General features: G+C 46.1%; 7 protein-coding genes, 1 tRNA gene and 1 riboswitch. Of the genes, 4 read left to right on the top strand and 4 right to left on the bottom strand.

The annotated features are described in order from the left end of the window. Positions 1-41 precede the first annotated feature (41 nt). A tRNA-Asp gene (locus RH89_RS05170) sits at positions 42-118 on the top strand. 378 nt (positions 119-496) lie between these two features. After that, on the top strand, positions 497-1441 hold the full coding sequence (metA, locus tag RH89_RS05165; protein WP_004399902.1) for a homoserine O-acetyltransferase MetA: 945 nt from the start codon (positions 497-499) through the stop codon (positions 1439-1441). A 46-nt stretch (positions 1442-1487) separates the two neighbouring features. On the opposite strand, the gene RH89_RS05160 is transcribed toward metA, so the two are convergent. Beyond that, complete coding sequence (locus RH89_RS05160) at positions 1488-2759, bottom strand: cation:proton antiporter (protein ID WP_038145039.1); 1272 nt, start codon at positions 2757-2759, stop codon at positions 1488-1490. 200 nt (positions 2760-2959) lie between these two features. On the opposite strand from RH89_RS05160, the gene metH reads away from it, so the two are divergent. Then, on the top strand, positions 2960-6640 hold the full coding sequence (gene metH, locus RH89_RS05155; RefSeq protein ID WP_004399900.1) for a methionine synthase: 3681 nt from the start codon (positions 2960-2962) through the stop codon (positions 6638-6640). A gap of 73 nt (positions 6641-6713) precedes the next feature. Here metH and lysC read toward each other — a convergent pair whose 3' ends face one another. After that, on the bottom strand, positions 6714-8147 hold the full coding sequence (gene lysC, locus RH89_RS05150; protein WP_004399899.1) for a lysine-sensitive aspartokinase 3: 1434 nt from the start codon (positions 8145-8147) through the stop codon (positions 6714-6716). A gap of 56 nt (positions 8148-8203) precedes the next feature. Continuing rightward, positions 8204-8375: riboswitch (Lysine riboswitch) on the bottom strand. A 176-nt stretch (positions 8376-8551) separates the two neighbouring features. Here lysC and RH89_RS05145 point away from each other — a divergent pair. Then, on the top strand, positions 8552-9667 hold the full coding sequence (locus RH89_RS05145) for a pyridoxal-phosphate-dependent aminotransferase family protein (RefSeq protein ID WP_004399898.1): 1116 nt from the start codon (positions 8552-8554) through the stop codon (positions 9665-9667). A gap of 16 nt (positions 9668-9683) precedes the next feature. Here the strand turns inward: RH89_RS05145 and RH89_RS05140 are convergent, their stop codons facing one another. Both RH89_RS05140 and uvrA read right to left on the bottom strand, forming a co-directional pair. Next, complete coding sequence (locus RH89_RS05140; RefSeq protein ID WP_004399897.1) at positions 9684-11459, bottom strand: PglL family O-oligosaccharyltransferase; 1776 nt, start codon at positions 11457-11459, stop codon at positions 9684-9686. A gap of 71 nt (positions 11460-11530) precedes the next feature. Further along, positions 11531-13995 (bottom strand): excinuclease ABC subunit UvrA (gene uvrA / locus RH89_RS05135; protein ID WP_004399895.1); only part of this gene is annotated, 2465 nt, incomplete at its 5' end.

Raw genomic sequence — 13995 nt, 5'->3', positions numbered from 1 at the left:
ACATTTGAACATCTGCTTATGATAAGCGGGTATTCCACTGCGGAGTGGTAGTTCAGTTGGTTAGAATACCGGCCTGTCACGCCGGGGGTCGCGGGTTCGAGTCCCGTCCACTCCGCCATTTATTCAGACGAAGCCCTAGCAACAATGCTAGGGCTTTTTCGTGTTTGTCATTTAATTCTCCCAATAGGCGAATGAATCCCACTTGAACCCTCATCCAGCAATACGTCCTTAGATTCCCTGTCCCTTATTTTACAAAGCCTCGGTAGAAATTAGTGTTTATCAGTTAATAGATGTACGAATAGAGGCTGACATTTTTTCTCTTAGACGTACTTTTCGCTTTCTAAGCCAGTCTTACCGTAGGGTTGTGCTAGGTATTCGGCTTGGTAAAGAGAGTCACCTTACCTTTTATTTCAGCGGTGAGTTTCTGCTCGACATGCGGTATCGTCTGTTATAGTCTGGACATATAGACGTCTAGCCGCTTTAGGGAGAAAGTAAGATGCCCATTAAGATTCCTGATCAATTGCCCGCATTGGATACATTAAGGGAAGAGAATATTTTCGTGATGCCAGAATCACGAGCAACGACTCAGGAAATCCGTCCACTTAAGGTACTGATCCTTAACTTAATGCCAAAAAAAATTGAGACGGAGACTCAGTTTCTTCGTTTACTTTCAAACAGTCCGCTTCAGATTGATGTTGAGCTACTTCGTATCGATAACCGTCCAAGTAAAAATACGCCGACTGAACATCTGGATACTTTTTACCGTCAATTTGAAATGGTGAAGAAAAGAAACTTTGATGGCTTGATTATTACAGGAGCACCACTTGGCTTAGTGCAGTTTGAAGATGTGATATATTGGGAGCATCTACAAGCCATCATGAATTGGGCAAAGGAGCATGTGACTTCGACGCTTTATGTATGCTGGGCTGCTCAGGCAGGACTGAAGTTACTTTACAATCTTCCTAAACGCACCAGAAAAGAGAAGTTATCAGGGGTTTATAACCACCATATTCTTCAGCCTTATCATCCTGTGCTTCGAGGCTTTGATGATACTTTTCTTGCGCCTCATTCTCGCTATGCGGACTTTTCGCCTGAGTACCTCTCAGAGCACACGGATTTGGATATTCTTGCTACGTCAGATGTAGCAGGCGTGTATCTGGCTTCTACAAAAGACAAACGAAACGTGTTTGTTACGGGTCATCCAGAATATGACTCGCACACACTTCACAATGAATACGTTCGAGATCTTGGTGAGGGAATGGAACCTGCTATTCCGGTGAACTATTACCCGAATAACAACCCTGATAATAAGCCAAATGCTAGCTGGCGTAGCCATGGTCATTTGTTGTTTTCAAACTGGCTAAACTACTGTGTTTACCAGCAGACGCCATACGACCTTTCTCATTTCTCCGAAGCGAACTTTACCAAAGACGAGGATTGAGAAATTTGAATACTTACAAGGGCAGCACAAGCTGCCCTTGTTCATTTTAAGCCTCTTCTTTTTTGGCTTTCTCAATCATCGGGGTAATCGTCGAGCCTTGTATCAAAATAGAAAACACCACAACGGAATAGGTCATTACCAAGATAATCTCTTTCACATCAATGAGCTTATCTGGGATAACAAGTATTCCCGGAGGGATAGACAGCGCCATTGCCAGCGCTAAGCCTCCACGTAACCCTCCCCATGTGAGAATCTTAACTGACCACGAGTTATAGCTCCGATAGCGTCTGAATCCCAGATAAGACAGCCAAACACTCAGGTATCGGCTAGTCAGAACAAGTGGAACCGCAAATGCCATCAAGATCCAGTCTTCGTGGTGGAATTCAAACAGTAGCATCGACATACCGATTAACAGGAAAAGTACGCCATTTAAGAATTCATCGACGAGTTCCCAAAAATGATCGAGGTGTTCTTCGCTTTCTTTTGAAAAACCAATAAAGCGGGTCCAGTTACCAATCATGATCCCAGATACCACCATTGCCAAAGGTCCGGATACATGAATGACGTCAGCAAAAGCGTAACCAGCAGTAGGGATGCCAATCGTCAGAAGTAATTCCATGGAGTGGTCGTTGGTCGAGCTAATCAAGTAATGAAAGAGCAGACCCAGAGCAAACCCATAAACAATGCCGCCAATTGCTTCTTGAATGAACAGAAGTGACACACTGGTAAAGGTTGGTGTTTCGGTGCCAAATGCCATGGTGTATAGAGTGACAAAGATGACTAAACCAAAGCCATCATTAAACAGAGATTCTCCCTCTATTTGGGTAGATATACGTTTTGGAGCATCTAGCTTTTTAACAATGGCAAGCACGGCTATGGGGTCAGTCGGCGAGATTAGGGCACCGAATAACAGGCAGTAAACAAGCTCAAACTGAATCCCGGTTATTTGGCAAAACCCGTACAGCACACCACCAATGAAAAACGTTGAAAACAAGGTCGCACCAAGCGCTAAAACGGTGATTTCCCACTTCTGATCTTTCATGTTTGGAAGTTTGATACCCAATCCACCGGCAAAGAGCAGAAAACCTAAAACGCCTTTGAGCAGGAAAGCTTCAAAGTTAATGGTTGTCATGGTGACTGCAGCTACTTTGGTCAAATGAAACCAATCGTTTTGACCTGCTATGATGATAAAGAGAGAAAGAATCAAGGCGCCAGCGGTAATGGCGATGGTGGTTTGCATTTTTCCTATCTTGCTGTTTATAAAGGCGATTAGCATCGCCGCTGCAGAAAGAAAACACAGGGTGTAATAGACGGACATGAGCTTGTTTGTTCCAAATGTAACAAAATGTGTAGTTGGCGAATTTTCCTCCGACTTGTTCCTAATATCAAATACTTTTTTAACCTAATTAATCGGTCTAAAAATACAAATGACATAAGGCTAATTAAGCAGTTTGGACGTCTAGAATTCTATTGGATGTATGGTAGGATGAGGGCAAAGATAAGGAATGAGGCTGTAGTGTGGCTGGAAGCAATATAAGACAACAAATAGAACAACAATTATCCGAGAGAATCCTGTTTATTGATGGTGGTATGGGTACCATGATTCAGGATCTCAAATTGGAAGAAGAGGACTACCGCGGTAAACGTTTCTCTGATTGGCATTGTGACCTAAAAGGAAACAACGACCTGTTGGTCTTAACGCAACCAGAGCTTATCAAGAACATTCACAGCCAGTACCTTGAAGCTGGTGCAGACATTCTTGAAACCAACACCTTTAACGCTACGACCATTGCGATGGCTGACTATGATATGGAAAGCCTTAGCGAAGAGATCAATTTTGAAGCGGCTCGCTTAGCCAAAGCAGCAGCAGATGAGTGGACGGCAAAAACACCGGACCAGCCTCGATATGTTGCAGGTGTGCTGGGACCAACAAACCGTACTTGTTCTATTTCCCCAGATGTGAACGATCCGGGTTACCGAAACGTGAGTTTCGATGAGTTGGTGGTTGCTTATTCCGAGTCCACACGCGCCCTTATCAGAGGCGGCTCTGATCTTATCCTTATCGAAACCATATTCGACACTTTGAATGCAAAAGCGTGTGCCTTCGCGGTTGAATCGGTATTTGAAGAGCTAGGCGTTGAGCTGCCAGTAATGATTTCAGGTACCATTACCGATGCTTCCGGGCGTACGCTCTCCGGTCAAACTACCGAAGCTTTTTACAATGCTTTAAGACACGTAAAACCGATTTCTTTCGGTCTGAACTGTGCATTGGGTCCCGATGAGCTTCGTCAGTACGTGGAAGAGCTTTCCCGTATTTCTGAATGCAGCGTTTCTGCGCACCCTAATGCCGGGCTTCCCAATGCTTTTGGTGAATACGATCTTTCGCCAGAAGATATGGCGGAGCACATTGGCGAATGGGCACGTTCTGGTTTTCTAAACCTAGTTGGTGGTTGTTGCGGTACCACTCCCGAGCACATTCGTCAGATGACGCTAGTCTGTAAAGGTGTAAAACCCCGTCCATTGCCTGACATTCCAGTAGCATGTCGCCTTTCTGGTCTTGAACCTTTAACCATCGAAAAAGAGACATTGTTCGTTAACGTTGGTGAGCGTACTAATGTGACGGGTTCGGCTCGCTTTAAGCGCTTGATCAAAGAAGAGTTGTACGACGAAGCTCTCGACGTTGCCCGTCAACAGGTAGAAAACGGCGCACAGATCATCGACATCAACATGGATGAAGGGATGCTGGATGCAGAAGCCTGCATGATCCGCTTCCTTAACTTGTGTGCGTCTGAGCCTGAGATATCTAAAGTGCCAATTATGGTTGACTCTTCTAAGTGGGAAGTCATCGAAGCCGGTCTTAAATGCATTCAGGGTAAAGGCATTGTTAACTCTATCTCTTTGAAAGAGGGGAAAGAGAAGTTTGTTGAGCAAGCGAAGCTGATCCGTCGATACGGTGCTGCTGTCGTGGTGATGGCGTTTGACGAAGTCGGGCAGGCAGAGACTCGTGAACGTAAACTCGAGATCTGTACCAATGCCTACAAGATTCTGGTGGATGAAGTTGGCTTCCCGCCAGAAGACATCATTTTTGACCCGAATATCTTCGCTGTAGCGACGGGTATTGAAGAGCACAACAACTACGCTGTCGACTTTATCGAAGCTGTTGGCGACATCAAACGAGATTTACCACACGCGATGATCTCTGGTGGTGTATCTAACGTTTCTTTCTCCTTCCGAGGTAATAACTACGTACGTGAGGCGATTCACGCCGTGTTCCTGTACCACTGCTTCAAAAACGGTATGGACATGGGGATCGTAAATGCTGGTCAGCTAGAAATTTACGACAACGTACCTGACAAACTTCGTGAGGCAGTGGAAGATGTTGTACTAAACCGCCGTGATGATGGCACAGAACGTTTACTGGATATTGCCGCGGAATACGCAGGAAAAGGCGTCGGAAAAGAAGACGATGCTTCTGCGTTGGAATGGCGCACTTACCCAGTAGAAAAACGCCTTGAGCATGCACTGGTTAAAGGTATCACTGAGTTTATTGTTGATGATACGGAAGAAGCGCGTCAGAAAGCCTCCAAACCACTGGAAGTGATTGAAGGTCCTTTGATGGATGGTATGAACGTGGTTGGCGACCTGTTTGGTGAGGGCAAGATGTTCCTTCCTCAGGTAGTGAAATCAGCTCGTGTAATGAAACAGGCAGTTGCCCATTTAGAACCGTACATCAACGCAGAAAAGCAAGCGGGTTCGTCCAACGGCAAGATCCTGCTGGCAACCGTAAAAGGAGATGTTCACGATATCGGTAAAAACATCGTGGGCGTAGTTTTGCAGTGTAACAACTATGAAATTGTCGACCTAGGCGTGATGGTTCCTTGTGAGCAGATCCTGAAAGTCGCTAAAGAAGAGAATGTCGACATCATTGGTCTTTCTGGCCTCATCACCCCTTCTTTGGATGAAATGGTTCATGTAGCGAAAGAGATGGAGCGCCAAGGGTTTGATCTTCCACTCCTTATTGGCGGTGCTACAACCTCAAAAGCTCATACTGCTGTGAAGATAGAGCAGAACTACCACCAACCAGTGGTCTATGTGAACAATGCTTCACGAGCGGTAGGTGTGTGTACATCTTTGCTGTCCGATGAGTTGAGACCAGCCTTTGTTGAAAAGGTGGATGCCGACTACGTTCGTGTTCGTGACCAGCATAACCGTAAAAAACCTCGCACTAAGCCAGTGAATCTTGAAAAGGCACGTTCTAACTGTGTTGATATTGACTGGGAAAACTATACGCCTCCCGTCCCCGTCAAACCTGGTGTGCATGTGTACGACGATTTCGATGTGGCAACACTGCGCAAATACATCGACTGGACTCCATTCTTTATGACTTGGTCACTTGTGGGTAAATACCCAAAAATCCTCGAACATGAAGAAGTAGGTGAAGAGGCAAAACGCCTGTTCAAAGACGCGAACGATTTGCTTGATCGTGTGGAAAAAGAAGGCTTACTGAAAGCACGTGGTATGTGTGCGCTATTCCCGGCAGCGAGTGTCGGCGACGACATCGAAGTGTACAAGGACGAGAGCCGCACTGAAGTAGCACATGTTTTACATAACTTGCGCCAGCAAACTGAAAAGCCTAAAGGTTTTAACTACTGCCTTTCAGACTATATTGCGCCGAAATCTTCAGGCAAAAAAGACTGGATTGGTGCCTTTGCAGTTACTGGTGGTATTGGTGAGCGTGAACTTGCTGATGCCTATAAAGCGCAGGGTGATGACTACAATGCCATCATGATTCAAGCGGTGGCAGACCGTTTAGCAGAAGCTTTTGCAGAATACTTGCATGAGCAGGTTCGTAAAGACATTTGGGGTTATGCGGCAGACGAAAATCTGGATAACGAAGATCTGATTCGCGAGAAATATCAGGGTATTCGACCAGCGCCAGGCTACCCTGCATGTCCTGAACATACTGAGAAAGGCACTTTGTGGGAGATGCTCAAAGTCGAAGAAACCATCGATATGTCGCTGACAACCAGCTATGCCATGTGGCCGGGTGCTTCTGTGTCTGGCTGGTATTTCTCTCACCCTGATTCACGTTACTTTGCCATTGCACAGATTCAGGAAGATCAGGCGAAAGACTACGCAGAGAGAAAAGGATGGGAGTGGGAAGAAGCCGAGAAATGGCTGGGTCCAAACCTTAACTGATTTTATCCGGGAAAATAAAAAGGGTTGGCAGATGCCAACCCTTTTTGATATTTGGAAACTATTCTTTGAGGCGTTATCTTTCGAAAAGCTCTTCGTGAAGTGCCTGGACTGCTTTTTTCGATACAGATTCGTGTAACAAGAAGCAGAGGTTATGGGCACTGGCTCCGTAACAAATCATACGAAGGTTAAAGTCTTCAAGCGTACTGAAAACTTGCTTCGCGTAGCCTTTGCTCTCTTTCATGTTATTACCAATCAGGGCAACCAGGCAGAGGTTGTGTTCTACTTCTACCGTACACAGCTCTTCCAGTTCTTTTTTTGCTTCTGATGGCAGTTCAGGAGCACCGCCTCCCGTATTGGTTTGATCCAGTGTCAGAGACACACTGACTTCTGACGTTGTGATCAAATCAACAGAGATTTTGTGCTTAGCCAAGATTTGGAATACTTCAGCTAAGAAGCCATAAGCCTGGAACATGTTCGGGCTACGCAGTGTTACCATCGTCTGGTTGCAACGAAGTGCCAGAGCGCGGAATAAAGGTGCGCTTTCTACCTGTTGACGAATCCATGTGCCGCCTTTCTCGGGCGCTTTCGATGAACCGACAAACACTGGAATTTGATGACGAAGTGCAGGAAGCAGTGTTGAAGGGTGAAGGATCTTCGCACCAAAATTAGCCATCTCAGAAGCTTCGCTAAAGCTGATTTCAGGGATCGGGCTGGCTTTGGGTGCAATACGAGGATCTGTGGTGTATATACCAGGAACGTCAGTCCAGATTTCTAACCCTGCGGCTTCAACCGCTTCGGCAATCAGTGCAGCGCTGTAGTCACTGCCACCACGACCAAGTGTAGTGGTGTTGCCTTCTTCATCAGAACCAATAAAGCCTTGAGTGACGACAACTTGTTGCTGGCAAAGAGGTACCAGTTTTTCTTTTGCCAGTTTAGATATTTCTTCTAGCTCTGGCTGCGCCTTACCATGCACGGAATCGGTATGCATGACATCGCGAATATCAAATCGAACCGCATTAACACCACGCTCGCGCATCAGCTGCGTCAAAATATGAGTCGACATCAGCTCGCCACAAGAAACAAGGTGATCAGTCAGCTTGTCACTGGACTGAAACGATGCGGCTTCTGCGGCACTGGCAACGGTTTCTAAAATGGCGTGTACTTGTTTCTCAGCCCCCGCCGGGTCGGCTAGCTGATCTAAAATCTGATGATGAATATCAGCGAGCTGCTTAACTAGGGTCTGACGATGCTCAGCATCTGCCACACCATTCGCCAGTTCGACAAGCAGATTGGTAACACCTGAACAGGCACTACTCACCACCAAACGAGTATCAGGGTTATTTTCAATAATGGCACTGCAGCGGCTCATGGCTTCAAAATTCGCCACACTGGTTCCACCAAATTTCGCTACATTAAATGCGCTCGCGGCTTTGTTCTCGTTCAAAGCACTGTCTCCCAAAAAACGTCCAAAGATAACGACATGGCAATCAAAACGATTACCTAACATCCGATGTTGAAGAGAGATTTCGTAGAGCAGAGGGAAAGCATAAAGAAAGGAATGCGTACCTCAGAAGCTCTTCACCTAGGGTGACAGTCGGCAGGATTCAACCTGCTCGCCCGATGCTCAATTCACCCGCAATGAATTGTCATCTCGGCATTGCTCCCCCTGAGTTAGGTGTCTTGGAATTGGGGTTCCACACCAAACCTGCCTGGGCAATGCTCCTCTTCTGCTAGAAAGCCCGTTTATTGAACGGTTTTATGGTGAAAATGTCAATGTTTAACCGAGAATTTGTTATTTTGTGATATCAGCATTGTAAAAAGCGTCTTTTTAGCGCTCGACCTTAACAAAGTGAATGCATTAGAGTAAAAATTAAACAGTAGAAAATCCAATAACGATAAAATGAGAGCACTATGACAATAACAAGCTTTAATCCTCCACGACGTATCTTAATGGGTCCCGGTCCTTCGGACGTTTACCCTGAAGTCTTGCAAGCCATCAGCCGACCTACGGTTGGGCATTTGGATCCTTTATTCATAAAGATGATGGATGAGCTTAAACAACTGCTCAAATATGCCTTCCAGACAGAGAATGAATTTACCATTGCGATTTCTGCTCCGGGGAGTGCCGGAATGGAAGCCTGCTTTGTTAATTTGGTTGAGCCGGGTGATAAAGTGATTGTATGCCGCAATGGCGTGTTCGGAGAACGTATGAAAGAAAACGTTATCCGGTGTGGTGGTGATGCGGTTGTCGTGGATGATGAGTGGGGGACACCTGTCAGTGTTCAGAAAGTGCAGGCTGCATTCGACCAACATCCCGATGCCAAAATTCTTGCCTTTGTTCACGCTGAAACGTCAACCGGGGCGTGCTCCGATGCAGAAGCTTTGGCAAAAATTGCTAAACAACATGGTGCGCTTACTATCGTAGATACGGTCACTTCTTTAGGTGGTGTTCCCCTTTATGTCGATAAATGGGGGCTGGATGCCGTTTATTCAGGGAGCCAGAAGTGTCTGTCTTGTATTCCCGGTTTGTCACCTTTGACCTTTTCCGCAGCGGCAATCAGTAAAATTACAGAGCGCAGTGCACCGGTTCAAAGCTGGTTCTTAGATCAAAGCCTGGTACTAGGGTACTGGAGTGGAGAAGGTAAGCGAAGTTATCATCACACCGCGCCTGTAAACAGCTTGTATGCGCTTCATGAATCCCTGTTGAAGCTGAAGAATGAAGGGCTCGAGAATACTTGGAAGCGACATAAATCCATGCACAATAAGCTGAAGAAAGGTCTAGAAAACCTGGGAATTCAGTTTGTCGTGGACGAACCTTATCGTCTTCCTCAATTGAATGCTGTGTACGTTCCAGATGGAATTGATGAAGCTAAGGTCAGAGCTGAACTTTTGGAAAACTACAATCTCGAAATTGGGGCTGGGCTCGGAGCTCTTGCTGGAAAAGCCTGGCGAATTGGTCTGATGGGTTACGGGGCAAGGGAAGAAAACGTCGCTCTGTGCTTAAAAGCCCTTGAAGAGTCCCTTTGATTAGATGGAAAGCCGCTTATTCAGCGGCTTTCTCTTCATTGGTTATAATTGCTTGGGATTCTTTGGAATACCTGACGTTTGAGAAGTCGTGCTTAGGGAACAGATATTGCGCTTCTTGTTGAATCTGCGTTGCTTTACTTTCATTACCCATTCCACGATAGGCAACAATAAGGTTGTTGTAAAAAGCAGGTCTTGGTTTACGTTTAATGATGTCCTGCGACCATTCAATGTAAGGCTCTATCAGAGACTTATCTCCAGTGTATAACCCTATGGTTAAATAAGTGCTGTATACGTCCCAATCGTATCTGTCTTTCCAAGCAACAGGATTGGTTACTCTGTCTAATATCTCGGGATTTCTTGGCTGAGATTTTTCAAATTCTGTTAGCACATAGTTGGTATGCAAAGTGCTCCCCATGTAAAAAAGCGTGAGGAGCGGTAGGACTAAACTTGCCACCCTCAACGTAACTTTGCTGATTACGCTGAATTTTACGGTTTTATAACGTGCAGTGCGTTGGTCTAACCAATAGAGCAATATGACAAATGTGACCCAGTGAATTGCAGAATGGTAAAACGGGTATTCAAGCTGGGTATGCACTGCAATCGGAACAAACAAAGCCAGCATCGCCAATTTTGTCCCTTTTCGAGCTGATGAGGCTTTGTAAATGACGTAAAACCCCGCCAATAAGATAGCGATAATCGCGACTATGCCGCCTTCTACTCCCCAAAGCATAAGCTCGTTATGTGGATGGTCTAATGCTGGAACTGCTGGGGGGTATTGCGGATTCAGTTGATGTTGTCTTGCCGTGTATAGGAGATAAGAGGACTCAAATTGACCATATCCATAACCAGTAAATGGCTTTTCAATAATCATATCAATGGCCTGTGGGAAGTGAATGTCTCTTAAACTTTGGAGATCTTTCTTATCTTGTAACAAGCTATCGAAATTGGAACTGGCAAATTTAGGTACAGTTAAACCTAATGCAATGCCTACTGCAATAGACGCAACCCAGGCGATAACACGCTTTGGTGTCGAAAATCGAATCAGGTAGGGTAAAACCATCAGAACAGCCAGTGACGCGCCAAGCCATGCAGTGCGAGAGGCAACAATAACCAGCATAGAGACACACAACATAGGTACTGTTGCCAGAAAGATAAGTTGCCAGAATTTTCTGCGATATTTCTGAGGCTGTCTGGCGAGAAGATACCCCGACAATACTAGCCCGGTTGCGATGAAGCTTGCGAATACATTGGGCTGTTGAAATATGCCATAGGGGCGGTTGGCTTCAGTAGGATAACCAAACATGTTACCCGGCTCTAATACCAGAAACTGTATGTACCCAATGGCTACCTGCAAAACGGCGGCAAAGAGCACAAACCAGAGTAAGCGCTGTTTTTGTTTGTTGCTGAACTGAAATTGCTGAAGGCTAAAGAAAAGGATAATCCCAGCCCAGAGACCTAAAATTCGCCCCGTTGATTCTTCTAATACAGTGTTGGGGAAAAAGAGCGGTGCCGACAAAACAAGACTGCATAGCAGCAGTACTACCCCCATTTTGGAATATCGGATTTGAAATCGGTTTGATGTTTGGTAAAGCCCCATTGCCAAAGCGATAGAAAGGGTAATCCAGGTTGCAGGGTTGTATGATAGCGCTAAACCAGAACCGCCAGGGTTAGCCATCAAAAAGTTCATGGCGATGATGAAGGTGACTGCGAGGGCAAGGAGGAATTTTCGATTTAATGGGGTACGAATTTTGTCGGCTTCGAGCTGAGTACCTTTAACAAGCAAAGTTGCCATATTTAAATGCTTCCTCTATAAAATTCAACGGTCTGCCCCCAGACCGCTGAACGATACTATCACTTTTTACTTTAAAGCATAGGTTTTAAGAAGCGCGCGGTATGAGAGCCTTTAACTTTTGCGACCTCCTCTGGAGTTCCTTGCGCAATGATTTCACCACCGCCTTGTCCACCTTCCGGTCCTAAATCGACAATCCAGTCCGCGGTTTTTACCACGTCCAGGTTGTGTTCGATAACTACCACCGTATTGCCGTGGTCTCTTAGGCGATGCAAAACAGTCAGCAGTTGCTGAATATCATGGAAGTGCAGACCAGTGGTCGGCTCATCAAGAATGTACAGCGTTTTCCCCGTATCGCGTTTGGACAGCTCACGTGCTAGCTTCACACGTTGAGCTTCACCACCAGAAAGAGTGGTGGCAGCCTGACCTAATCGAATGTAAGACAATCCGACATCCATCAGAGTCTGGAGTTTTCTGGCGATGACGGGGACAGGGTCAAAGAATTCTCGCGCATCTTCTACCGTCATCTCCAGTACTTCATCGATCGTTTTTCCTTTGTAGCGTACTTCCAGAGTTTCACGGTTGTATCGCTTACCTGAGCAGACATCACAAGGTACATACACGTCTGGAAGGAAGTGCATTTCCACTTTTATCACCCCATCACCCTGACAAGCTTCACAGCGTCCGCCACGAACATTAAAGCTAAATCGTCCTGGTTTATAACCGCGAGAGCGCGACTCCTGAGTACCTGCAAATAATTCGCGAATCGGGGTGAAAATACCGGTATAGGTCGCTGGGTTAGAGCGAGGTGTTCTGCCGATCGGGCTTTGATCGATATCGATTACTTTATCGAAATGCTCAAGACCAACAATCTTTTTATAGGGTGAAGGAGTCGCAATGCTGGCACCGTTCAGTTGGGTTTGTGCAATCTTGTAGAAAGTGTCGTTGATCAAAGTGGATTTACCTGAACCTGAAACACCAGTAATACAGCTGAACAGACCAACAGGAATAGTAAGGTCGACATTTTTCAGGTTGTTTCCAGTAGCTCCAATGAGTTCGACTACCTTCTTTGGATCCATCGGCGTACGCTCTTTGGGTACTTCAATGGCTTTTACACCACTCAAATACTGACCCGTTAACGAGTCTGGGTTATCCAAAATGGCTTGCATATCGCCTTCTGCGACCACTTCACCACCATGAACTCCCGCTCCCGGACCAATATCGATAATATAGTCGGCGCATCGAATCGCATCTTCGTCATGTTCTACCACCAAAACTGTGTTACCCAGATCGCGAAGATGCGTCAGAGTTTTCAGCAGCCTCTCATTGTCGCGCTGGTGGAGACCGATAGACGGTTCGTCCAAGACATACATCACCCCAACAAGACCCGCACCAATCTGGCTAGCGAGTCGAATACGCTGCGCTTCACCACCCGAAAGCGTTTCTGCACTGCGAGACAAATTCAGGTAATTGAGCCCGACGTTAACCAGGAAATGAAGGCGATCATTGATTTCCTTCATGACCTTTTCTGCAATTTTGGCTTTCTGACCAGTCAGTTTCAGGCTGTTGAAAAAGCCCATTGCATCGCTGATGCTCATATCCGCAATGGCGGGTAAGGGGGTATCTTCAATGAAGACGTTACGCGCTTCAGTTCGAAGTCGGGTTCCACCACAGGTTCCACACGACTTGGTTGAAATGTACTTCGATAGTTCTTCTCGTACTGAGTTAGATTCTGTGTCTCTGTAGCGTCTTTCTAGTGTATTGAGTATCCCCTCAAACGGATGCTTTTTGGTGCGACTATCACCGCGATCATTAATGTAGGTAAATTCGATCTGAGTTCGACCTGAGCCTCTTAGCACCACATCCTGGTGTTTTTTCGATAGCTTATTGAAAGGCGTTTCCAGACTGAAATCGTAGTGCGAGGCCACAGAACCAAGCATCTGATAGTAGTAGTAATTCTTTCTGTCCCAGCCGCGAATCGCACCATCAGCCAGACTTAAAGATTCATCCACAATGATTCTGTCTGGGTCGAAGAATTGCTGCACACCTAAACCATCACAGGTCGGGCAGGCACCTGCAGGGTTGTTAAATGAGAACAGTCTTGGTTCAAGCTCCTGCATGCTGTAGCCACATTTAGGGCAAGCAAAGTTAGCTGAGAAGATGATGTCTTCCTTGCTCGGATCATCCATATCGCAGACTGCGGCGATACCACCAGAAAGCTCCAGTGCGGTTTCAAATGACTCTGCTAGGCGTTGTTGTAGGTCACCACGCACTTTAAATCGGTCTACGACCACTTCGATGGTGTGTTTTTTGTGGAGCTCTAATGTCGGTGGATCAGACAGGTCACAGGTTTCACCATCAATGCGGGCGCGAATAAAACCTTGTGCAGCGAGGTTTTCAAGCGTTTTTACGTGCTCCCCTTTACGCTCTTTCACAATGGGAGCCAGAAGCATCATCTTGCTGCCTTCTGGTAACTCCAATACTTTGTCTACCATCTGGCTGATGGTTTGTGCCGTCAGTGGAATTTTGTGCTCTGGAC

The organism is Vibrio nigripulchritudo ATCC 27043 (assembly GCF_000222685.1).
Taxonomy (GTDB): Bacteria; Pseudomonadota; Gammaproteobacteria; order Enterobacterales; family Vibrionaceae; genus Vibrio; species Vibrio nigripulchritudo.
The sequence above is the reverse complement of the archived record's forward strand: the minus strand, read 5'-3'. Positions and strand labels throughout refer to the sequence as shown.